The 22,763-nt window shown below is 38.7% G+C and carries 17 protein-coding genes, 2 tRNA genes, 5 pseudogenes and 1 riboswitch; all 24 genes and pseudogenes read left to right on the top strand.

The genetic code is table 11. From position 1 onward, the window contains the following. On the top strand, positions 1 to 540 hold the full coding sequence (locus tag HZR21_RS01580; RefSeq protein ID WP_180745804.1) for a YiiX/YebB-like N1pC/P60 family cysteine hydrolase: 540 nt from the start codon (positions 1 to 3) through the stop codon (positions 538 to 540). Beyond that, positions 530 to 1,294: a DUF1803 domain-containing protein gene (locus HZR21_RS01585; RefSeq protein WP_180745806.1), complete on the top strand. Its 765-nt coding sequence runs from the start codon at positions 530 to 532 to the stop codon at positions 1,292 to 1,294. The genes HZR21_RS01580 and HZR21_RS01585 overlap by 11 nt, the downstream gene beginning before the upstream one ends. 2 nt (positions 1,295 to 1,296) lie before the next feature. Beyond that, positions 1,297 to 1,998 (top strand): GntR family transcriptional regulator, encoded by a 702-nt coding sequence (locus HZR21_RS01590; RefSeq protein WP_246307769.1) that lies wholly within the window; start codon positions 1,297 to 1,299, stop codon positions 1,996 to 1,998. A 220-nt stretch (positions 1,999 to 2,218) separates the two neighbouring features. Then, a complete protein-coding gene (locus HZR21_RS01595; RefSeq protein WP_180745810.1) occupies positions 2,219 to 3,535 on the top strand; it encodes a PTS sugar transporter subunit IIC in 1,317 nt (438 codons plus the stop codon). Positions 3,536 to 3,669: 134 nt separating this feature from the next. Beyond that, positions 3,670 to 3,942, top strand: a complete 273-nt coding sequence (locus HZR21_RS01600) for a hypothetical protein (protein WP_180745812.1) — start codon at positions 3,670 to 3,672, stop codon at positions 3,940 to 3,942. Next, positions 3,942 to 5,023, top strand: a pseudogene (locus HZR21_RS01605) (DUF871 domain-containing protein). The gene HZR21_RS01600 and the pseudogene HZR21_RS01605 overlap by 1 nt, the downstream one beginning before the upstream one ends. 20 nt (positions 5,024 to 5,043) lie before the next feature. Then, positions 5,044 to 6,147 carry an amidohydrolase/deacetylase family metallohydrolase gene (locus tag HZR21_RS01610; protein WP_180745814.1) on the top strand — a complete coding sequence of 368 codons (1,104 nt, stop codon included), beginning with the start codon at positions 5,044 to 5,046 and terminating at the stop codon, positions 6,145 to 6,147. 9 nt (positions 6,148 to 6,156) lie between these two features. After that, a pseudogene (locus tag HZR21_RS01615) lies at positions 6,157 to 7,260 on the top strand (DgaE family pyridoxal phosphate-dependent ammonia lyase). After that, positions 7,257 to 8,261, top strand: a complete 1,005-nt coding sequence (locus HZR21_RS01620; RefSeq protein WP_180745816.1) for a sugar kinase — start codon at positions 7,257 to 7,259, stop codon at positions 8,259 to 8,261. Before HZR21_RS01615 ends, HZR21_RS01620 begins: the two are co-directional and overlap by 4 nt. A gap of 31 nt (positions 8,262 to 8,292) precedes the next feature. Then, positions 8,293 to 9,033: pseudogene (gene dagF / locus HZR21_RS01625) on the top strand (2-dehydro-3-deoxy-phosphogluconate aldolase). 217 nt (positions 9,034 to 9,250) lie between these two features. Next, entirely contained in the window at positions 9,251 to 11,074 is a 1,824-nt protein-coding gene (locus tag HZR21_RS01630) for a BglG family transcription antiterminator (RefSeq protein ID WP_180745818.1), read from the top strand. Positions 11,075 to 11,160: 86 nt separating this feature from the next. After that, the gene (locus HZR21_RS01635) at positions 11,161 to 11,487 is read left to right on the top strand and encodes a PRD domain-containing protein (RefSeq protein WP_180745820.1); all 327 of its coding nucleotides are present in this window, start codon (positions 11,161 to 11,163) and stop codon (positions 11,485 to 11,487) included. 16 nt (positions 11,488 to 11,503) lie between these two features. Beyond that, entirely contained in the window at positions 11,504 to 11,860 is a 357-nt protein-coding gene (locus HZR21_RS01640) for an SFCGS family glycine-rich protein (RefSeq protein ID WP_031366655.1), read from the top strand. 13 nt (positions 11,861 to 11,873) lie between these two features. Continuing rightward, a pseudogene (locus tag HZR21_RS12125) lies at positions 11,874 to 12,076 on the top strand (DUF4312 family protein); the annotation flags it as partial. A 193-nt stretch (positions 12,077 to 12,269) separates the two neighbouring features. Further along, positions 12,270 to 13,052, top strand: a complete 783-nt coding sequence (locus HZR21_RS01650) for a DUF4311 domain-containing protein (RefSeq protein WP_180745822.1) — start codon at positions 12,270 to 12,272, stop codon at positions 13,050 to 13,052. Between the two features lie 41 nt (positions 13,053 to 13,093). Further along, positions 13,094 to 13,804, top strand: coding sequence for a DUF4310 family protein (locus HZR21_RS01655; protein ID WP_180745824.1), 711 nt, complete (start codon positions 13,094 to 13,096; stop codon positions 13,802 to 13,804). A gap of 359 nt (positions 13,805 to 14,163) precedes the next feature. Beyond that, positions 14,164 to 14,236 (top strand) — tRNA-Thr (locus HZR21_RS01660). A 181-nt stretch (positions 14,237 to 14,417) separates the two neighbouring features. Continuing rightward, positions 14,418 to 14,490: transfer RNA gene (locus HZR21_RS01665), tRNA-Thr, on the top strand. Between the two features lie 283 nt (positions 14,491 to 14,773). Continuing rightward, a riboswitch (purine riboswitch) is annotated at positions 14,774 to 14,869 on the top strand. A gap of 49 nt (positions 14,870 to 14,918) precedes the next feature. Further along, positions 14,919 to 15,500 carry a xanthine phosphoribosyltransferase gene (locus tag HZR21_RS01670; RefSeq protein WP_180745826.1) on the top strand — a complete coding sequence of 194 codons (582 nt, stop codon included), beginning with the start codon at positions 14,919 to 14,921 and terminating at the stop codon, positions 15,498 to 15,500. Between the two features lies 1 nt (position 15,501). Further along, on the top strand, positions 15,502 to 16,767 hold the full coding sequence (locus tag HZR21_RS01675) for a nucleobase:cation symporter-2 family protein (protein ID WP_180745828.1): 1,266 nt from the start codon (positions 15,502 to 15,504) through the stop codon (positions 16,765 to 16,767). A 106-nt stretch (positions 16,768 to 16,873) separates the two neighbouring features. Further along, complete coding sequence (locus HZR21_RS01680; protein WP_180745830.1) at positions 16,874 to 17,821, top strand: glycosyltransferase; 948 nt, start codon at positions 16,874 to 16,876, stop codon at positions 17,819 to 17,821. 407 nt (positions 17,822 to 18,228) lie between these two features. Continuing rightward, positions 18,229 to 19,266, top strand: coding sequence for a phenylalanine--tRNA ligase subunit alpha (gene pheS, locus HZR21_RS01685; protein ID WP_180745832.1), 1,038 nt, complete (start codon positions 18,229 to 18,231; stop codon positions 19,264 to 19,266). 270 nt (positions 19,267 to 19,536) lie between these two features. Then, positions 19,537 to 21,909 carry a phenylalanine--tRNA ligase subunit beta gene (gene pheT, locus HZR21_RS01690; RefSeq protein WP_180745834.1) on the top strand — a complete coding sequence of 791 codons (2,373 nt, stop codon included), beginning with the start codon at positions 19,537 to 19,539 and terminating at the stop codon, positions 21,907 to 21,909. Positions 21,910 to 22,253: 344 nt separating this feature from the next. Next, positions 22,254 to 22,637, top strand: a pseudogene (locus HZR21_RS01695) (UDP-N-acetylglucosamine 2-epimerase); the annotation flags it as partial. Between the last annotated feature and the right edge of the window lie 126 nt (positions 22,638 to 22,763).

The following is a 22,763-nucleotide window of genomic DNA, read 5'->3' on the forward strand; positions in this document are numbered from 1 at the left end:
ATGACCTTACGACTAAAACCAGCTGACCTACTGTTTGTCAAAACAATCCCTAATGATGGGGATGAATTTGCTGCCGCTATTTCTGAGTCTACCGGTGCTTATAGCCATGTTGCCATTGCAACCAGTGAAACAACCGTCATCCATGCAACGCCTAAATATGGTGTCATAGAGGAAACTCTAGCAGATTTTTTATCTGAACATGCGCAAGTTGAGTGTTTTAGAATGTTAGATATTGATGCGCCAACCGTGTTAGTTGAAGCCAAGAAGCATCTAGGGAAGCCGTATAACAACAGCTTTTATCCAGATGCAGATGGGTTTTATTGCTCGCAGTTAGTCGTTGCCGCTTTTGCCAATCAGGTCAAACTGCCAGAATCGGTCATGTCTTTTGGTAGCAAGGAGACGTTTATCTCAGACTATTGGCAAGCCTATTTTGATAAGCTCGGACTGGCTGTACCAGTAGGGAAGTTAGGGAGTAACCCAGAAGAATTAGCGACATATTCAGGTTTAGAATATATAGGAACTCTATCAGATGCAAATTAAGATTTTCAATCATAATCGCTTAACTGAGCGACCATTTTTTCAAGAATTAATCAATTTTTTGACCAATCATGATGATGTGACCTTACGCAAAATAAAAGCGGCATTCGGAAATGAACAAAATTTAGAACGTCAGATTGAAGAATTTGTTCAAGCAGGGTTTATCTCACGTCTTGACAAACGCTATGCCATTCAATTTCAAGTGTTTACTGATGCTGACTTTGACTTGACTTTACCTGCAACAGAACCGCAGCACCTAAGTTTTGAGCAACCCTTTTTTGTGGCAGAAGGTTCGGAACTCGTCTCAAAAATTCAAACCTCGCAAGTTCAGCAGACCCTAGCGAATCAGACAAATGCCATTGAACTACATTTTTCGTCTGATTTTGCTAGAACGGCTAATAATTTAGCCAATTATTTTTATCATGTGGAAAAACGTGTAGCCCTGACGCCCTTTGAGCAACAAATATTTAAGCTTATAGGTGATGTTGATTTGGATTACGCTCTTAAATATATGACAACATTTTTACTAAAATTTGCAAAAAAAGATGTCGTAAAGCAGAAGCGACCAGATATTTTTGTTAAGACACTTGAAGCATATGATTATATTGTGAAATATGAGGAGGAGAGCTACCGTTTTAATTTGACATTTGATGAACGTGAGTTCGAAACAGTCGTTTTTAGGGATGCACATGATTTTATTGCCGCTCAAATTCGGCAATGTGAGGTAGTGCCAAGTTTTGTTAAGTTAGGAGTATGAACATGAAACAGAAAAATCAAATTTTATATCAAAAAGTCTTTGATGCTTTAAAATCAGATATTATTAATGGCAAGTATGAAGTGGGGAGTTTCTTTCCAACAGAAAATGAGTTAGAAGTACGCTTTGAAGTGAGTAAAATCACGGTTCGCAAGGCATTAGATTTATTAGTTGAAGGTGGCTATTTACATCGTCAAAGCGGTATGGGAACTAAAGTTATCAGTAATCAACCGATAAATGTTTTCAATAAAGCAAAAACATTTACAAAAATTTTAAAGGACCATGGCGTAGATGTCCAAACTGCTGTCGTTTATATTGGCAAGTCTGAAAATGCTACGATAAATGAAAAATTTGATGTTGATAATGTCTATGAAATTCATCGTGTGTATCAGTTAGATGGTGTTGCGAGTATCTTTGTTAAACATTATTTCCCGTTGACAAAATCTGAGTTCTTACCTGAAAAAGGCGCCAACCAATTTTCATTTTACTCGTTTTTAGTTAAGCAAGGGTTTGAAATTTTCAATATGGAAGATGCCTTTTGTGCTGAAAAAACACCGAAACAACTGACTAAAATTTTACCTAAAGTTTCAGATGTTGTCTTGAATCGGACACGATCAGCCTATACTGAAATGGGTCAACTTGTAGAGTATACAACGTCATATTATGATTCTGGGACGATGCCTTATTTAATAGATTATCAAGTTTGAGAAAACTTGATTTTCTTTTTTTTTTATTGACAAAATAATATTATAATGTTATACTATAAAGTAAGGAAACGCTTACAAATATGTTTTCTACCTCTAATCGATAGTCGGTACTTTGAGGATAAGTCTTGCTTAATATTATAACGAAGACGTTCGTTTGAGACTCACGCCAAAATCTATAGACAAAGTAGTCGACTCAATATCTTACTTATAAGGAGTCTGTATGAACGGATTGATTACATTTTTAGAGCAAAAGGTTTCACCTATTGCTGCTAAAATCGGTGGACAGAGGCACATGCTTGCTGTCAGAAAAGGGATTATCTCGACTTTGCCATTGACCTTGGTTGGCTCATTCTTCGTTATTTTTCTTAATTTTCCAATTCCAGCGGTGGCTGAAAAATTAACACCTTTCTTGCCTATTTTGGATATTCCCTATCGTTTTACAGTTGGTATTCTGGCACTTTATGCAACATTTGGCATTGCAAGTTCACTTGCTCAGAGTTATAAGCTAGACCAGTTAACGGCTGGGATTATTGCAGTGATGTCATTTATCGTGACAAGTATCGCTCCTGCTCGTTTGTGGGCGGAAGCATCAACAACTAATCTTCTAACTAATAAACCTGAAATTGTTGCAGCAGGTCGTTATCTTAACATTGCAAATCTTGGGGCACAATCTCTATTTGGCGCGATTGTCACTGCTCTTATTTCTGTTGAAATTTATCGTTTTATGAAAGTTAAAAATATTACGATTAAAATGCCAGAAGGTGTGCCACCAGAAGTTGCCAATTCATTTATCGCACTATTCCCAGCAGGTGCTTGTTTAATTCTTTTTTGGGTCATTCGTCATATGCTTGGTTTTGATATCAATGCAACGCTTTCAAATCTACTGATGCCATTGCAAGGTTTCCTTGCAGGAAATAGCTTACTTGGAGGGCTTGTAACAGTATTCTTAATCTGTTTCTTCTGGATTTTAGGGATTCATGGTCCTGCAATTATGGGACCGGTAATTCGTCCTTTCTGGGAAAGTTCGATTGCTGATAATATGGAGGCTTTTTCAAATCATGTGGCAGCGACTGACATGCCAAATATTTTTACGGAAATGTTTTTACAATGGTTTGTTTGGATTGGTGGTGCGGGTGCAACTTTGGCGCTTGTCTGCTTATTCTTGACATCTAAATCTGCATATTTGAAAGAATTAGGAAAAATTGGTTTCTTGCCAGGTCTATTTAATATTAATGAACCGATTATTTTTGGGGCACCGATTGTGATGAATCCGACCTTAACTATTCCATTTATTCTTTCACCTATGGTAATGACGGTCATCGCTTATGTTGCGACGATTACACATATTGTGCCGATGACAGTTTCTCGGACTGTCTTTACAGTGCCTTCGCCAATTGGTGCGATGATGGTAACAAACTGGCATATTATGGCTGGCGTTCTTGTCGTGATTAACTTCTTAGTGAGTTTAGTGATCTACTATCCGTTTTTCAAAGTATTTGAAAAAGAACAGATTGCCTCTGAACTTGCGGAAGGTTAAAAAATATCTTTGGCGAAAGCCAAAGTTACATAGTCATTCAATTTGTTCACTTTTAAATGTCATTGATTGGCCTAAAAATATGATGTGAGTTAGTGAGCAAAAGAACATAATGAACAAAATTTAAAGGAGTTGCCATGACATATGATGTAGCGATTATTTCAGTCATAACTTTTATCATCAGTATGATTTGTTTGGAGAAAAATCATGTCCCGATGTTTGTTAAGACACTATCTATGGTAAAAATAGTCCCGCTTTGTTTGCTTGCGATTTTGCTTAGCATGGGGGTGACTGTTTTGACCCACTTGCTTTACTTCGTAATTGTCGTGACAATTATGAGTGCCTGTCTTATTTTCTGGCGCTATCATAAACATACCGAGACATGGGGTCAAATGGAGGAAAAAAAATAATGTTTAGAAGATTAGGTTTATCAGTTTATCCAGATAATAGTGTATTTGAAGAAGACTTAGCTTATATCACGTTTGCCAAATCGCAAGGTTTTGAACGCATTTTTATGTCTATGCTTGAAGTGACTCAAGGTAAGGGAGTAGTTGCTGAAAAATTTTCTAAGATTATTTCAGCAGCCAAAAAATTAGGTTACGAAGTGATTTTGGATATTGCACCTAATATTTTTGATGAGTTACAAATTTCATATGATGATTTAAGTTTCTTTGCTGAATTGGGTGCAGACGGATTGCGCTTGGACGCTGGTTTTGACGGTAACAAGGAGGCGACCTTGTCATTTAATCATATGGCTTGATTATCGAGTTAAACATGTCAAATGATGTTGCTTACTTGGATAATATTTTGACTTATCAAGCAAATGAACCTTATATTTATGGTTGTCATAATTTTTATCCGCAAGAGGGGAGTGCATTACCGCTTGATTTCTTTGTATCATGCTCGAAGCGTTTTAAAAAGCATGGCATCAGAACAGCGGCGTTTGTATCTAGTCAAGTTGCGACAGGCGGTCCTTGGGATATCAATGACGGTTTACCAACACTTGAATTGCACCATCACTTACCAGTTGAGGTGCAAGCTAAACATTTATTTGCGACGGGTCTGATTGATGATGTCATTATTGGGAATGCCTATGCGAGTGAAGCAGAGCTTGAGGCGCTGGGCAATATCAATCGCTATCAAATTGAGTTAACAGTTGATTTTTTATCGTCTGCTAACCCTGTGGAGCGTGAGATTGTACTTGATAATCAGCATTTTAGACGAGGTGACATCACATCACAAATGGTTCGCTCAACACAAGTTCGAAAAGATTATAAGCAAGAAAATCCATTACACGATAATCAACAAATTTTCCAATTTGGTGATGTTGTTGTGGGAAATGATGATTTTGGTAAATATAAAAACGAATTACAAATTGTTTTAGAACCTCATATGGATTCACGAAAAAATAAAGTAGCTCAGATTCAAGAAAATGAGCTGATGTTACTGGATTATATTCAACCTTGGACAAAATTTCGTTTTAAGCAATAAGTTGGAAAGGAGGATATAGGATGTATGATTTAATTATAAAAAATGCTAGAACGTTAGAACATCAAACAATTGATGTGGCGATTAAGGATGGTAAAATTTCAGAGATTAGTGCTGTGATTGCAGCTGATAGTCAGGAAATATTCAATGCTAAAGGGCAGTTTATATCTGCTGGCTGGATTGATGCACATGTGCATTGCTATGAAAAAATGTCACTTTATTATGACTATCCAGATGAGGTTGGCGTTAAAAATGGTGTCACAACCATTGTTGATGCAGGGTCAACCGGTGAAAATAATATAGGTGAATTTTACAAACTGGCCAGAAAATCTAAAACCAATGTTTATGCACTTTTAAATATTTCAAAAGACGGTATTGTTTTTCAGGATGAATTGTCTGATTTAACAAAGGTGAATGAGGCTAAGAATTTAGAACGTATCCAAGAGTTAAGCGAGTTTATTATTGGCATTAAAGCGCGAATGAGTAAAAGTGTCATTGGGCAAAATGGTGTCAGACCTTTGATTATGGCAAAGTCACTTCAAAAAAAAGCGAACTTACCACTCATGGTACATATTGGTACAGCGCCAGTTGAGTTAGAGGAATTGATGAGTTATTTGGATGCTGGCGACATTGTCACACACTGTTTTAATGGCAAGGACAATGGCATTTTAGATAGAGCTGGTCAGATTAAGGATTTTGCTAAAAAGGCTTATGAGGCAGGCGTTCATTTTGATATCGGACATGGGACAGAAAGTTTTAATTTCCAAGTAGCCATGCAAGCAAAATCTGAAAATATCTTAGCAAACTCTATTTCAACTGATATTTATTCGAGAAATCGTTTGGATGGACCAGTCTATAATCTAGCTACAACAATGGAAAAATTGATGTATGTCGGTTATTCACTTGAACAAGTCATTCATCGTGTTACGCAGACACCAGCAAAAGCTTTGAGACTTAGCAGTAAAGGTGAGTTGGCTGTCGGTTACGATGCAGACATTACTTTATTTAAAGTGACAGATGATTCATCTAAGCAGTTAATTGATTCCAATCAGGAAACGGTTAAAACTTCTGTCCAAATTCAGCCGACAGCTACGATTATTGCTGGAAAAGTCTATGAGATAGATTGAGGAGAAAAAATGACAATTCATCAAAAATTTAACTTAAAGCAAGTCATTAATGCCTCTGGTAAAATGACAATTTTAGGTGTTTCAAAAGTTAGTGACAAAGTCGCACAAGCTCAAAAAGAGGCAGGGCAAACCTTTTTTGAAATGGCTGATTTGACGGTTAAGATAGGCCGGTATATTGCCAAGTTATTAGACGTGGAAAATGCAACAGTTGTTTCAAGCGCAAGTAGCGGTATCGCCTTGTCAACAGCTGCAGTGATTGGGCAAGGAGATATTTATCACACCTATCATCATTTGACGAATCGGATAACTAAACGCGAAATCATCATACCCAAAGGCCATAATGTCAATTATGGTACAGGTGTTGAAGTCATGGTCACATTAGGTGGCGGACAATTGGTAGAGGCTGGCTGGGCAAATGAATGCACACCAGAGCAAGTTGAAATTGAGATAACCGACAAGACGGCAGCATTGCTCTATATTAAAAGTCATCATACCGTTCAAAAAAGTATGCTGACGATTCCGCAGATGTCTGAAATCGCTAAAAAACACAATTTACCTTTGATTGTTGATGCGGCTGCTGAAGAAAACTTGAAAAAATATTATGCAGCCGGTGCTGACCTCATCATTTATTCAGGTGCTAAAGCAATTGAGGCACCGTCAAGTGCTATGGTAATTGGTCGAGACCCTTATATTCCTTGGATTCAACTTCAAAATAAAGGCATTGGACGTGCCATGAAAATAGGCAAGGATAATATCATCGGTTTTGTCACTGCTTTAGAAGATTATTTAGACAATGGTAGTGAAACTTGAGATAGTATGAAAGCGCGTCTCGCGCCATTTGTTACGGAACTTAATGCGATCTCAGGATTATCAGCAAAAGAAGTTCAAGATTCTGCAGGACGAGACATTTACAGAGCGAGTGTTAAAGTAACCTCAGATAAAATCACAGCTTTACAAGTTATTGCAGCCTTAAAAGAAGGTGATTTGGCTGTCTACACACGAGAATATCAAGGCAATAATGGCATCATTGAGTTTGATATTCGTGCAGTTAATCGTACAGAAATGTCCGCAATTGTCAACAAATTACAGACAGTGATGGAGTCTCAATCATGAAAAATATTTTAGCTTTTGGTGAAGTGATGTTGCGGTTGTGTCCACAACACTATAAAATGCTTGACCAAACAGATACACTTGATATGAGTTATAGTGGCACAGGGTTGAATATCTTATCTGGTTTAGCAAGAAATGGTGTACAGACGAGTTTGCTTACGGTATTACCAGAAAATCCAGTCGGTCATGCTGCGGCGGCGAGTATTAGGAAATTAGGTGTTCAAGATAATCACTTAATTTTTAAAGGTGGTCATATTGGAACCTATCTTTTGGAGATGGGTTATGGGAATCGTCCGAGTCAAGTGACTTATCTTAATCGAAGTGAAAGTGCTTTTTGTACAACTGAAATTTCAGATGGTCAGATGCAAGCAGCTTTATCTGGCGTTGATTTAGTGCATATTTGTGGTATCGCTTTATCCACTTCAAAAATCGGTCGAGAAAATGCTTTACGACTTGCTAAAATGACGACTGCCATGTCGATACCGCTTTGTTTTGATTTTAATTATCGGATGAGTTTGGTAAAACCAGAAGAACGCTCGAGCTTAATTGCAGACTATAAGCAGATTCTTAACGAGGCTAATATTGTTATTGGTGGTAAGAAAGATTTAACTTTGCTTTTAGAGATGCCTTTTGATGAAGAGCATGAATCGCTCGCAGATTTATATCAACGCTTTGTACATGATTATGATTTGACTTATTTTTGTGGCACTGAAAAATCTGCTCAAGGTTATTTCAAACTTGTTCGTGGCTTTCTTGCAGATAAGGAAAACATTGTTTTTTCAGATGATAAAGTTGTGACGACTTATGATCGAATCGGTACAGGAGATGCATTTGCAGCGGGTATTATTCAAGGCTTGATTGATCAGTGTTCATTACAAGAGACGGTTGACTTTGCAATAATAAGTACTCAATTAGCACATACGACATATGGCGATAGCCCAATATTAACCAAAAGTTTCATACAAGAAAAAATGAAATATGACGATCTGGATGTCATGAGATAAATCATTTAAAATAGATAATGGAGAAAATAAAATGAAAAAAACACCTAACTACCTTGAAGACCGTCTTTGTCTAAATGTTTTAGCCAATTCAGTTGAGAATGCCAAAGCTTGTTATGAGGCGGCATAAGGTCATGTTGTCCTTGGCGTTCTGTCAAAAAATTATGACACAGATGAGGCAGCTATTGCAGATATGCAGCGTTATATTGAGGCGACTGACAATGCTTTATCAGTAGGTCTTGGTGCAGGCGATCCAAACCAGTCAGCAATGGTTGCACGTCTCTCAAAAGTTTTACAACCACAACATGTTAACCAAGTCTTTACTGGTGTCGGCGCAAGCCGTGCTCTTTTGGGGCAAGATGATACGATCATTAACGGACTTGTTTCACCAACGGGAACTGTCGGCATGGTTAATTTAGCAACAGGTCCTTTATCATCTCAAGCACCAGCAGCGATTGTTCCGATTGAAACAGCGATTGCATTATTAAAAGATATCGGTGGTAGCTCAATCAAGTTCTTCAATATGAAAGGTCTTGACCACATTGAAGAATACAAAGTAGTTGCTAAAGCTTGTGCAGAGAACGATTTTTATTTGGAGCCAACTGGTGGGATTGATCTTGAAAACTTCCAAGAAATCGTTCAAATTGCAGTAGATGCAGGTGTTAAGAAGATTATTCCTCACGTTTATTCATCAATCATTGACAAAACAACAGGTGATACAAAAGTTGAAGACGTTAAAACATTACATGCTATGATGGCAGAAACATTGAAATAATACAGAGATAAAGCTAGGATTGAGTTTATATCTACTTGAGAATGAAAAAATCCCTTTAACTTTCGAAAGTTAAAGGGATTTTTTATGATATGAAGTCATTAAAATTATATATTTGGAATGCGAAAAATGTTAGTGTTGCACGAGTCAATCGTGCAATTTAACTGTATTTTCAAACAAGTCAATCCATAGTATACTAATAAAGTAAGGAGGAAATTAAATGCAATTAACGCAAAGGGAAATTGACACGACGATAGAATTACTATCATCCCGAGCATCTAAAACAGCGGTAGAGTTAGCTGCTTTAAATAAAATCAGCCCCAGGACGTTAAAAAGTGATATTGCAAATATTAGAAAATGGCTAAAGAATGAGCAGGTGTTGCTTGTCTCTAAACCTGGGCTTGGTTATTTTGTAGAAGGGGATGATGTTACCTGTAAAAAATTGCTCAGTCAACTGTTAGGCACTGAACGCTTGTGTGCTCCTATTGATGCTGAAATGCGCAAAAAACAAATGATGATTCAACTGTTATTATTTGAAAAACCGATTAGCTCAACCTCATTTTCAGATGAATATGGTGTCGTTAAAAATACAATTATTTTTGACTTACAGCAAATCAAAGCGCTATTCACTGCCAATGATATTCAACTCGTTGCTAATCATTTAGGTTTTCGCGTTAAAGGTGAAGAACGTAAACGACGATTATTGTTGGAAAAATTGATTCAAGAAAACTTTACTGACTATGATTTATTTATGATGATGTCAAAATTAAATCATTTTGAAAAAGAAGAAGTTATCAATTATTTTGAATCAATTCTACCACAAGCCTTTTCGGTTTATTATGAATCCATTTTAAAATTAATCGCGACGCGTCTTTCTGAGCAAATGAGCCATAACACCCCTTATTTTGAACTCTTCACCCTAGCGCTTAGGTTGACGATTTCACTAGTTCGACTCATCGAGAATTGTTCAATTGGCAACGGTAAAGCGTTAGACGTTACCAACCGCTCTGGCTTAACTGTTTCTCTGTTTTGCGAAATTGGGAAAATCTATCATCAGCCTTTACTTCAAGCGGAGTACGATTATGTTTATAGCGATTTAAGCCTTTCTAATACGTCGATTAATGTTCTAGACTTAACGAGTCGAATGATAGCATTTGTGACAGAAGCAACACAAATCCCGTTTAATGAAGATAGTATTTTATTTCAAAATTTGGCAGCACATTTGACTTTAAGTCTGGAACGAACACACCATTACATTAATAGTTACAATCCGTTTTTAAAGGAAATTAAAGAAAATGAACTCTTGTTATTTACGAGAGTCAGACAATTTGTCGCTCGAGAGTTAAATCTTGATATTGCAAAAGATGATTCGTTTATCTCTTACATTACACTACATTTTATGACTTCAAAAGAACGAGTTGGTAATGGTGAGAGAAAAATTCGTGTCGTATATGTCTGTGCTACAGGATTGGGTGTGACGTCATTTTTGCAACAAAAAATAAACGGTGTGATTTCAGAAATAGAGATTGTTGGCTTTGCGAGTGTATTAAACTATGCTCGGATTGTCGCACAGACTGAGCCAGACTTAATTATCAGCGCTTTTCCGGTTGACAGTCAAGATATTCCGGTTTTACAGGTCAAACCATTGACTTCTGAGAAAGACATACAGTTGATTCAAAAAACGGTGACAAGTTTGTTAGAACAAGGAAAAGGCCATTTTCCTACAATAAAATCTACGAGTGTACCGCAAGCTGTTTCAGCCCAAGAGCTAAATCAGGAAACAATCGTCAAAGGGTTTATGGTTTATGAAGCTTTAAAACAATCATTTCAAGATAGACTACGCTCGGAATTCAGTGAGGGTTTCCTATTACATATTTTATTAACAGTTCATCGGATTATGTTTGATGCGCAATACGAAGAAACAGCAACGGTTGCTTTTTCAAATCAAGTGTTAGATGATATTGAAGTGATTTTCAATCAACATGATTTGTCAATCAATGACAATGAAATAAGGGCTATCACGGAATACTTTATTAAATCATAACCTTGTATTCTGAGCCTTTTGGTCTAATGATGCAAGTAAAAAAGTCTATGAGTGTTTTATAAATACCATTGAAAGGAGGAGTGGCAATGAACGACATATTAGTCGCGTTATACCGTGAATTAGAGATTTCGCAGGAAGTTCAAGAGGTCATTCGAAAAATAGACATTGTGCTTAAAGGCATGGGTGTTACCCCTAGTGAGTTGCAATGGCGGATTTTGCTCAATCATGTTAATGAGATGGTTGAGCGGTCTAAAACTGGCGAAACAATACCAGAAGTAGACGCGCAATTATTTTCGGAGATTTCTCCGACATCGCTGCAATTGGCAGAGAAAATTGTTTCAGAAATTGGTCATCTATCACCAGATGAAAAATATTTATTATCAATTCATTTTGAATCAGCAAAATTAAATTAAAAAAAGGAGATATAAAATGGTAAAAGTAGTGATTGCAGACAGATTAGGTAAAGGTCAAAATGTTGCAAAAGGTGTTGAGGCAGCAGGTGGTGTAGCAGTCGTAGTTCCGGGAATGGGAGCAGATATGCGCCTAGGCGATGTCATGAAATCAGAGGATGCAGACTTCGGTATTTCATTTTGTGGGAGTGGTGGCGCAGGGTCAATTACTGCTAAAACAAAATATGGCTATCCAGAAAGACATAGTATGCGCTCAGTTGGTGAGGGTGTGACAGCGATTAATGATGGCATTAAAGCACTAGGCTTTGGCTTTATGGATACAGAAGAGCTAGGTCAAGCATTGGCAGATGCCTATATTAAGAAATTCGGAGCGTAGACATTTGGCAACTATGACAACGACAAGAGAAGAGAGTGTGACTGTATCTGGAAAAGGGGCGACGAAACAAAGTGCCTTTTCATATGCTATTTCACAAGTTCAAAGAAAAATAATGTTGGGAGTGAAGATGTCTTTTTACAGATTACTCCGACGGGCATTGATGTCCTTTCAGCAACAGCAGAATCTTACATAGAAAAATTTTGTTTGTTCTTTTTACCAAGAAAGAAAACAAAGTATACTGTAACGTTGTTGGTTCATGTATCAATGACTGTTATTGCAATGTCAGATGTCAGATTTGTTGAAAATCAAAAAGTCACGACGAAACATCAAAAAGATATCAAGAAAGCTGACTTTAAAAGAACGTGATACTGAGCCTTAGTAGGATGTTCAAATATGAGGAGGAAAGACGTTGGAGATTATAATTGTAATATTTAAATCCGTGATTATCGGTGGATTAATGGGGTTTGCAGCAGCATTGGGTACAGCAAGAATGTTTCATTCACCTACGGTTCAAGCCCTAGGTGCTTTTAGAACATTGGGCGAAATGAATGCTTGTGAAGGTGATGCTGCCTCTCACTTTTCATTCGGTTTAGGATTCTTCTTTAATGCCTGGGCATCAGCAGTTGGTGCGGGGGCTTATACGCAGGATGTGACTCACCGTATTTTGCCAAACTGGACAGCGGCAGCTTTGCTTTCAAGAAATAAAAATATTTCAGAAACAGTGCATAATCCTAAAAGAATGGCGATTGTTGGTGCTGTTATTGGTGCTGCGATTGTAACTTTCTTAAATGCGACATCATCAGCCATTCCTTCAAGTCTGCAAGTCACAGCGGTAGATGTTTTGGTGCCAGCCGCAACTTTACTCATTAGTACAGTGATGCCAATTGTTTTTTGGTTGGCTGCTTTGGATGCAGGGAAAAGAACTGGTTTCTGGGGAACTTTATTTGGTGGACTTGCACAGTTAATCATGGGGAATGCTGTACCAGGTGTTGTGTTAGGGATTCTTGTTGGTAAAGGTGTTGACGAGTTAGGTTGGAGTAGATTAACTAAAATCTTATTCGTTACAGTTATTATCCTCTTTGTTTTGAGTGCTTTCTTCCGTGGTTTCGATTTGAATCTGATTGAGCAGTTTAAACTTGGTGTTCCTAGCTGGTTACAAAATTTCCACAATCTATTTACAGTGAAACAATAGACAATCAGAAATTATCCGTAATATAAAAATGGAGGTAAAAAATGGAATCGAAAGAACAATGGGAAATTGAACAGCGTGAAATAGAAGCCCAAAAAACAACGAGTTTTTGGTATGCAGATTGGGCTTTTCCGATTATAGTAGCCCTGATGGGAGCAGCAGCCTTTGCAGGTACTCATATGTATGTGACTTATGGTGTTGGTGCTTTTAATGAAGTATCAGTTGTTGCCATGTTAAAAGCTGGCATGGACGGCGAGGGTTATGGCGCAGCGGCAGCTTTTGGCGCAAGTTTCTTGTTTGCACGTATATTAGAAGGGTCTCTAGTCGGAATTTTGGACTTAGGTGGTTCTTTGTTGACAGGTGTTGGGATTGGAATTCCAGCGCTATTGATGAGTATGGGTGTTGATGCACCGATTAAGAATTTTCCGTTAGCTCTACTGACTGGTGGTGGAATTGGTCTACTCATTGGTGCGATGATCATTGCGATTAGGAAATTCACTGTGAATTCAGCCAATTGTACATTTGGTGCAGATATTATGATGGGTGCAGGGAATTCAGCAGGTAGATTTCTAGGACCACTCATTATTTTATCGGCAACAATTGCCTCTATTCCAGTCGGGATTGGTGCAACAATCGGTGCGTTAATTTTTTATAAATGGGAGAAACCAATCGCTGGTGGTGCTATCTTAGGGGCATTCTTCCCAGTTATTCATGAAGATGCTGCGCGTGCGATTGAATTATTATTGGTTGCTTGAGTAAAAATATAAAATGTAATTTGTGTCTGAGAAAAATAAAGATAAGCCAAAATGCTATCTTTATTTTTTTGTTAAAATTCTTGTCAAATAGTTGATTTTTGGGTAAAATAGAAAGGTAGGGTTTGAAAGCGCTAATAAAAAATGATTTTATGTTTCTCGTTTCTCTTTCAAGAAAAGTAAAGAATCTAAAACTTCTTGGACAAAATCAAATTTAATCCTGCTGGAATAGCTCAGTCGGTAGAGTTCAAAGCACTGCTTTGAATCTGCGGATAAAGAAATTCGCAGAATTTCTACCGCATGTTGCTCTTTCAAGAGTAGCAACGCTTTTAAAATCTTAAACTAAAACAATATTTAATCCTGCTGGAATAGCTCAGTCGGTAGAGCAACGCACTCGTAACGCGTAGGTCGCAGGTTCGATTCCTGTTTCCAGCACTAGTGTAAGGTAATATTTTTAGTCAAAAAAATACAAACACGCCGGAATAGCTCAGTCGGTAGAGTTCAAAGCACTGCTTTGAATCTGCGGATAAAGAAATTCGCAGAATTTCTACCTCATGCTGCTCTTTGAAAAAAAGCAGACATAGCAACAAGTTCAAACTATCTAAAATACAAACACGCCGGAATAGCTCAGTCGGTAGAGCAGCACCATGGTAAGGTGAAGGTCGTCGGTTCGATTCCGATTTCTGGCATAAAGGGCTTGGAGCCTAGTACAAAGCTGTTTATAGGCTTTTTTTATTTTGGGTATTCTTGTCCTTTTTTGCTATGACCTCGGTGTGTTTTGGGGATGCTTTATAGAGATCATTGGATGAGATTAAAGTTATCCAATGTTTGCCTTGCATCCAGAGAAAAATTAATCTATTTCACTTTTTTTGTTTTAGAAAATATGATAAAATAGATATTATAAAATCATCAAGTTCAATTGATGTTTTTTTGTAATCGTTCACTTGATTGTGAACGACATGATACATAATATATGATTTAATAATAACAGCTTATTTATGCTCGTAATTGGTCGAGCGTCTCTACTTGGCACCGTAATGCCAAACAATAAGCAAGGAGTCAGGCTCTTTGCGAACTTTTTTTCGCAAGGCCTTTTTTAATTGATAGAAAGTTGAACATGGAAGCATTAGTTTCAAGAATTAAACATGATGGTACTGTTTTGGGAGATGATATCCTAAAAGTCGATAGTTTTTTAACACACCAAGTTGACCCTAAATTGATGCGACAAATTGGGCAAGCTTTTGCGCAAAAATTTGCGGATAGTGGGATTACAAAGGTTGTGACAATTGAAGCCAGTGGGAATGTGCCTGCAGGCTATGTTGCCGAAGAACTTAATATTCCGATGATTTTCGCTAAAAAAGCGAAAAACGTGACGATGAATGACGAATTGCTAACTGCTGAAGTCTACTCATTTACTAAAAAAATTACATCGACCGTTCAGATTTCACGTAAATTCTTGTCAGAAAATGATAAAGTTTTGATTATCGATGATTTCTTGGCAAATGGGCAAGCGGCACTTGGCTTAATTAATATTTTAAAAGAAGCTGGCGCGCAAATCGCAGGCGTCGGCATCGTGATTGAAAAATCATTTCAGACAGGCCGTGCCTTGGTCGAAGAAACTGGCATCCCTGTTGTTAGCCTAGCTAGAATCGCAGGATTTGAACAAGGACAAGTCGTCTTTGCGGAGGCGGATTTATAATATGCAAACTCAAGAAATCAAACATTCTAAATCAGCAGTCCTTGGCATGCAACACTTGCTAGCCATGTATTCTGGCTCTATCTTAGTACCAATCATGATTGCAGGTGCACTCGGTTACTCAACAAAAGAACTAACTTATCTGATCTCGACAGATATTTTCATGTGTGGCGTTGCGACATTTCTACAACTCCAAGTTAATAAATACTTCGGTATCGGCTTGCCAGTTGTTCTAGGTGTTGCTTTTCAATCCGTTGCCCCCCTTTCAATCATTGGGGCTAAACTCGGTTCTGGTGCTATCTTTGGCTCAATCATTGTTTCAGGCTTGATTGTCATTTTAATTTCAGGTTTTTTCTCGAAAATTCGCAAGTTCTTTCCACCGCTTGTAACAGGTAGCGTCATTACAACAATTGGTCTAACGCTTATTCCAGTCGCCATTGGCAACATGGGGAATAACATCGCAAAACCAGAACTTTCCAGCGTGATTTTAGCGGTCGTGACGATTCTTGTCATTTTGCTCATTCATGCCGTTACAACAGGTTTTGTCCGCTCTATTGCTATCCTTATCGGCCTCATCATCGGTACTGTCGTGGCTGCCTTCATGGGTATCGTCGACTTCTCACCTATTGCGCAAGCACCGCTGATTCATATTCCGACACCATTTTTCTTCGGAAAACCGATTTTTGATTTTTCATCGATCTTGATGATGACAATTATTTCTTTGGTGTCAATGGTTGAGTCTACAGGCGTTTACCTAGCGCTTTCAGATATTACTGGGGACGAAATCTCTGAAACACGATTGAGAAATGGTTACCGAGCAGAAGGCTTAGCAGTCGCATTAGGTGGGATTTTCAACACCTTCCCTTATACAGGCTTTTCGCAAAATGTCGGTTTGGTTCAGTTATCAGGCATCAAAACGCGCCGTCCGATTTTCTACACAGCAGGTTTCCTCGTGATTTTAGGACTGCTACCAAAATTTGGTGCTTGTGCACAGATTATTCCAGCACCTGTTTTGGGTGGCGCTATGTTAGTCATGTTTGGCATGGTAACGATTCAAGGGATTCGGATGTTGGGTCGTGTTAATTTTGAAAATGAACATAATCTGCTTATTGCTGCAATGGCAGTCGCGTCAGGTGTTGGCTTTAATAGGACAACGCTCTTCCAAGCTTTACCGAATACAGTTGAAATGTTTTTAAATAACGGGATTGTCATGGCAACCCTTGTGGCGATTATCTTGAATTTGATTTTTAATCGTAAACAAGATAACTAATCGTTATATCTTTCAAGAAGGCTATTCGCAATGATGCGGATATTTTTTCTTTTTGGTCTCAAACGTGATAAAATGACGATATATTAAGCAGTTCTAAGGAGTAAATATGACCAATTGGATAACAAAAATAAATGGTTCAGATGTGCAGAATACGACTGATGCGCATTTTATCTTAAATCAACAAGCTGCTGAGAGTGCTGAGGGGGTCGGCTTTAGTGTCATAAACTATGCGCCTTATCAGTTGCGGGATGCTGCTGATGAAGATGTCGAGATTCGGGTTACAACGCTTTTATCAGGTGTGCAACCTGATGATTTAGTAATTGTTCAGTGGCCGATGTGGCAGGCTGATGCTAGATTTGAAAAAATCTTTATCGAGAAAATTCGGTTGATCCCAAGGGTCAAAATTGCTGCTTTGCTTTGGGAAGTTATGCCTTGGCTGATGACTGATGATTTGTCCGATGGGATGCATCCTGAGATGACTAAATTACGTGACTTTGATTTATTGCTTGTGGCAAATCGCAAGCTTGCTGAACAGCTACGAGATAGTGGTGGGATAACTTCACCAATTCTTGCAATGGGGCTAACGGATTTTAAATGTCAAGGCTCACTCAATGCTAAAGCAGACTTCAAAAAACTGGTTGTCATCGACTCTAGTTATGACGAAGAGCAGTTGTCGTATCATGGACAGCTACCATTTACTGCAATGGCAGATGGTGGCTTTGGTGTCGTGCCGGCTGCTAGGTCGCAATATGAGGCTTACACGAATTCACTTGAGCTTTCTAAGTATTTGTCAATGGGACTGCCTGTCGTCATTAGGTCGAACATGGCGCAAGCGGAACTTGTACGCGTTCATAATTTGGGTATTGTCCTAGATGATTTAAACGCTATTGATGCGGTGTTGGCTGATATGACGATGATGGACTATCAGGAAAAATTGCCGGCTGTTGGGTCGTGGTCTGAGGCTGTCCGGTCTGGTTATTTTGTTAAGCGTGCTTGTTTGGAAAGCATTCGTATTTTAAAGCTTGGAGAAGTAGATTGCCTAGCAGAAATTTGACAGACTTGCTGAAATTTAGTATGATTTGGTTATGTATTGAAAAGAGTAGCAAGCTGATAAGTTGACAGGGAGAATGGTTATGACTGAGAGCCATTTAGCGGCAGGTTTGTGAAGTTCACTTCAATCAAGATATTGATGCGACTGTTTTGAGGCGTAGAAAATTAGGGATTTGCCGTAAATAAGCGTCGCTTATGCGGACAAATCATTTATTTTCCTAGCCTCAAGGCGCAGAAATTCATGTCAATCTCTCAACAAAACAAATAATGATAATTAAGCTAGAGATAATCTAGGAATTAGGATGGTACCGCGGTTTTCGCTCCTTTACGTTGGAGTGATGACTGCGGTATTTTTTCTTGTCATTACTTATCTACCAAAAGTAAATGCCAAAATAGAAAGAAGATAAAAAATTGACTTTACAAGAAAAAATCGCTGATTTGCGTACGAGTGCACTTGAAAAATTGCCCAAAATCGCTGATGAAAAAACTTTGAATGATTTCCGTGTTTCAGTTCTGGGTAAAAAAGGTGAGTTGACCGATATTCTCAAAGGGATGAAGGACTTATCAAATGAGGAACGCCCTAAATTAGGCGCTCTAGCTAATGAATTCAGAGATGAGATCACTAGTCTTTTAGAAAGCAAAAAGTCTGAGATTGAAGCCACTATCATTGCCAAAAAGCTTGAAAATGAAACGCTTGATGTGACTTTACCGGGGAAAAAAGTAGCCAAAGGCAATCGTCATATTTTGACCCAAACAACGGAAGAAATCGAAGATATTTTCCTTGGCATGGGTTACCAAATCGTTGATGGGTACGAAGTTGAGACGGATTACTATAACTTTGAGCGTATGAACTTGCCTAAGGATCACCCGGCGCGTGATATGCAAGATACTTTTTATATCACTTCTGACATCTTGTTGCGGACGCACACAAGTCCTGTTCAAGCGCGGACAATGGATGCGCACGACTTTACCAAAGGGCCACTTAAAATGATCTCACCAGGACGTGTTTACCGTCGTGACACAGATGATGCGACCCACAGTCATCAATTCCACCAAATTGAAGGGCTTGTGATTGACGAAAATATTGCTATGAGTGACCTCAAAGGGACGTTGGATACGCTTGTTAAGAAAATGTTTGGTGCAGAACGTAAGATCCGTCTGCGTCCAAGCTATTTCCCGTTTACAGAGCCTTCTGTTGAAGCAGATATTTCATGTTTCAAATGTGGCGGTAAGGGCTGTAACGTTTGTAAAATGACCGGCTGGATTGAAGTCCTCGGCGCTGGTATGGTGCACCCGAATGTCCTTGAAATGGCTGGTATTGACAGCACGAAATATTCAGGTTTTGCCTTTGGTTTAGGCCAAGAGCGGATTGCCATGCTGAGATATGGGATTAATGATATTCGTGGTTTTTATCTGGGTGATGCACGGATGAGTGAACAGTTTAAATAACATGATACGGAAAAGCGATGCGACATAGTCGCAAACTTTCGTAGAAAAATAGGATTTAAGGGTTCTGCGCTTGCGCAGGTTCGTTAAATCTCTTTTTTCCTAGGAAGTTAGCTTGAAGTTCAAATAACATGATACGGAAAAGCGATGCGACATAGTCGCAAACTTTCGTAGAAAAATAGGATTTAAGGGTTCTGCGCTTGCGCAGGTTCGTAAAATCTCTTTTTTCCTAGAAAGTTAGCTTGAAGTTCAAATAAGGAGAAAGTCTAAAAAATGCAAGTATCATATAATTGGTTAAAAGAGCTCGTCAACATCGACGTGACTTCACATGACCTATCAGAAAAAATGTCAACTAGCGGGATTGAAGTTGAGGGTGTTGAAACACGAAGCGAAGGGCTATCAAAATTAGTCGTTGGTGAAGTGCTCAGCACGCAAGAAATTCCAGAAACACACTTGAATATCTGTCAAGTTAATGTTGGTGAAGTTGAACCGACACAAATCGTCTGTGGTGCGCCCAATATCAAAGCAGGCATTAAAGTTATCGTTGCCCTGCCAGGTGCTCGGATTTCTGGTAATCACAAAATCAAAAAAGGGAAAATCCGTGGCGTTGAAAGTCTTGGCATGATCTGCAGCCTCCAAGAAATTGGCTTCCCAGAAAGCATTGTGCCTAAAACATACGCTGAAGGGATTTACTACCTACCAGCTGATGCTGAAAATGGTGCAGAAATTTTTGATTACCTTGAGATGAACGATGAAGTGCTGGAACTTTCCATCACACCAAACCGTGCGGATGCGCTATCTATGCGTGGTGTTGCTCATGAAGTTGCAGCAATCTACGATAACAAACAAGTCAAATTTGACGAAAAAGTTGTCACAGAATCTGACACCAAAACATCAGAAAAAATTGCAGTGGACGTCACGACAGACAAAGTCTTGACTTACAAAATGCGCATCATTGAAGGCATCACCGTTGCCCCAAGTCCACAGTGGCTGCAAAACCGCCTGATGAACGAGGGCATTCGCCCGATTAACAACGTTGTGGATGTGACCAACTTCGTCCTTCTCTACTTTGGTCAACCCCTTCATGCCTTTGATTATGCTAAATTCGACGACAAGAAAATCCTCGTCCGTCAAGCTGAAAATGGTGAAAAACTCACAACATTGGATGGCGCGGTGCGCGATTTAGCAGCAGAAGACATTGTCATCACAGTTGGCGGTCAGCCAGTGGCACTTGCGGGTGTCATGGGAGGCGAAAACACTGAAATCACTGACAGTTCAACCAGTGTTGCCCTTGAGTCAGCGATTTTTGACGGGACAAGTATCCGTAAAACGTCTCAAAAATTCAACTTGCGCTCTGAATCAAGTGCTCGTTTTGAAAAAGGCATTAACCATGCTGACGTTGAGTTGGCGCTAGATTATGCAGCAGCTATGATTGTTGAACTTGCTGGTGGTACCATCACATCAGGCGTAGTTTCAAGCAATGATTTCGTTGCGCAAGATGTGACTGTATCTATCACACTTGATAAAATCAACCGAGCTCTTGGTTTGACCCTTAACTCGACAGATGTTGTGGCGATTTTTGATAAACTTGGCTTTTCAACAAGTGTTGCTGGTGAAAAGTTTGATGTAACTGTACCACCACGTCGTTGGGATATTACAATCGAAGCTGACCTTGTAGAAGAAGTAGCACGGATTTATGGCTATGACAATATTCCTAATACTTTGCCGCAAGCTGGGAATACGATTGGTGAATTGACACCTATGCAAGCCTTCCGTCGTGATGTTCGCACTAATCTTGAAGGTGCTGGTTTATCAGAAGTTATCTCTTATTCATTGACGACAGCTGAAAAAGCAGTGCAGTTCACGAAATTGCCAAAGGACAACTTAACAGCGCTTGCCATGCCAATGAGTGAAGAACGTAGCACACTCCGTTTGAATCTTATCAGTGGCATGCTTGATATCGTGCGCTATAATTTGGCGCGTGGTAATGATACGATTGCAGTCTACGAAATTGGTCAGGTTTTTGCTAAATTCGGTAACGAAACAGACAACCGTCCAACAGAATTACCACAAGTCGCGATTGCCATGACGGGTAAAGGCTATGATTTCTATGCTGCCAAAGGTGTGGTCGAAAACCTGCTTGTTAAATTTGACAATGTCCGCTTTGAAGCAGACAATACAATTGCTGAACTCCATCCAGGTCGTACAGCACGTATCTTAGTTGATGATGTTGAAGTTGGTTTTATCGGTCAAGTTCATCCAACGACTGCCAAAGCCTACGACATTTCAGAAACTTATGTGGCGAGTCTTGATTTGACAGCTTTATTGGCACAACAACCAGCTCAAGTCATTTTTACAGATATTCCAAAATTCCAAGCCTCTAAACGTGATATTGCACTTTTGGTTGACCGGACAGCGACTAACCAAGAAGTCCTCGATGTGATTACGTCAAGCAAGGTAAAAACTCTGATTAAAGCAGAACTTTTCGATGTTTATACTGGTGACAATGTTGCGGCAGATAAAAAATCATTGGCCTATACTTTGACCTTCCAGTCAGCTGAAAATCAATTAACAGATGATGAAATTTCAGCAGCTGTAACTAAAATCACCAAGAAATTAGTTGAATTTGGTGCTGAGATTAGATAATCATTTCCTATGCTGAAAATTGAAACAAAGGTTTGAGAGAAATCGTTAAAACAAATCATAAACCGCAAGGTAACGTCGTTTTTAAATCGACATTACCTTGTTTTTTTGTTTTTATATCACGGGAATAGTCAGTGTTTTAAGCTGTTATCTTGTGGTATTTCAGGACAGGAAGTCGTTTGAGATAGGGATTGAAATTTGAAAACTATGTTATAGATAAAAGTGTGAAATAATTTAAATAAATATCTTGACAGTTACTAATGAATAAATTAAAATAAGCTATAATATTTAATTTGTGGCATCGTTGTCTTGAAGTGAATTTAGATAGACTTTGGTGTTGGGGGAATATGAAGAAGAAAACAATAATGACAATATTTGGGACACGACCAGAGGCAATAAAAATGGCACCCATTATAAAAGAAATTGAGAAGGATGTACGATTTGAGTCTTGTGTGGTTGTGACTGCACAACATCGAGAAATGCTTGATCAGGTGTTAGAAACATTTGCTATCAAAACAGATTATGATTTGAATATCATGACGCCAAATCAAACGTTAGCTGCAATTACAAGTCGTTCAATCGCTTTATTAGATGAGGTCTTTGACCAGGTCAAACCTGATATGGTGTTGGTTCATGGGGATACGACAACGACTTTTGCGGCAGCACTCACGGCTTTTTATCATCAAGTACCTGTTGGTCACGTTGAAGCTGGTCTAAGGACTTATGATAAAGGGCACCTCTAAAAACGTATGAAAAGAGGTATAATAGATTAAAAATAAGCTAACGAGGTATTGAAGATGAATTTATTTGGAGATAGCGACTATCTTGAAAAATTAAGTTTAAAAGGAGACCCTCTT

Origin of the sequence: Pseudolactococcus laudensis (genome assembly GCF_013449735.1) — a bacterium.
GTDB lineage: Bacteria > Bacillota > Bacilli > Lactobacillales > Streptococcaceae > Pseudolactococcus > Pseudolactococcus laudensis.

What these genes read in the sequence shown, in the direction of transcription:
- HZR21_RS01620 (WP_180745816.1), top strand. Translation starts at nt 7,257, where the DNA reads ATGAAAAATATTTTAGCTTTTGGTGAAGTGATGTTGCGGTTGTGTCCA.
- HZR21_RS01675 (WP_180745828.1), top strand. Translation starts at nt 15,502, where the DNA reads ATGCAAACTCAAGAAATCAAACATTCTAAATCAGCAGTCCTTGGCATG.
- HZR21_RS01640 (WP_031366655.1), top strand. Translation starts at nt 11,504, where the DNA reads ATGGTAAAAGTAGTGATTGCAGACAGATTAGGTAAAGGTCAAAATGTT.
- HZR21_RS01630 (WP_180745818.1), top strand. Translation starts at nt 9,251, where the DNA reads ATGCAATTAACGCAAAGGGAAATTGACACGACGATAGAATTACTATCA.
- pheT (WP_180745834.1), top strand. Translation starts at nt 19,537, where the DNA reads ATGCAAGTATCATATAATTGGTTAAAAGAGCTCGTCAACATCGACGTG.
- HZR21_RS01680 (WP_180745830.1), top strand. Translation starts at nt 16,874, where the DNA reads ATGACCAATTGGATAACAAAAATAAATGGTTCAGATGTGCAGAATACG.
- HZR21_RS01610 (WP_180745814.1), top strand. Translation starts at nt 5,044, where the DNA reads ATGTATGATTTAATTATAAAAAATGCTAGAACGTTAGAACATCAAACA.
- HZR21_RS01600 (WP_180745812.1), top strand. Translation starts at nt 3,670, where the DNA reads ATGACATATGATGTAGCGATTATTTCAGTCATAACTTTTATCATCAGT.
- HZR21_RS01635 (WP_180745820.1), top strand. Translation starts at nt 11,161, where the DNA reads ATGAACGACATATTAGTCGCGTTATACCGTGAATTAGAGATTTCGCAG.
- HZR21_RS01585 (WP_180745806.1), top strand. Translation starts at nt 530, where the DNA reads ATGCAAATTAAGATTTTCAATCATAATCGCTTAACTGAGCGACCATTT.
- HZR21_RS01670 (WP_180745826.1), top strand. Translation starts at nt 14,919, where the DNA reads ATGGAAGCATTAGTTTCAAGAATTAAACATGATGGTACTGTTTTGGGA.
- HZR21_RS01580 (WP_180745804.1), top strand. Translation starts at nt 1, where the DNA reads ATGACCTTACGACTAAAACCAGCTGACCTACTGTTTGTCAAAACAATC.
- HZR21_RS01655 (WP_180745824.1), top strand. Translation starts at nt 13,094, where the DNA reads ATGGAATCGAAAGAACAATGGGAAATTGAACAGCGTGAAATAGAAGCC.
- HZR21_RS01590 (WP_246307769.1), top strand. Translation starts at nt 1,297, where the DNA reads ATGAAACAGAAAAATCAAATTTTATATCAAAAAGTCTTTGATGCTTTA.
- HZR21_RS01595 (WP_180745810.1), top strand. Translation starts at nt 2,219, where the DNA reads ATGAACGGATTGATTACATTTTTAGAGCAAAAGGTTTCACCTATTGCT.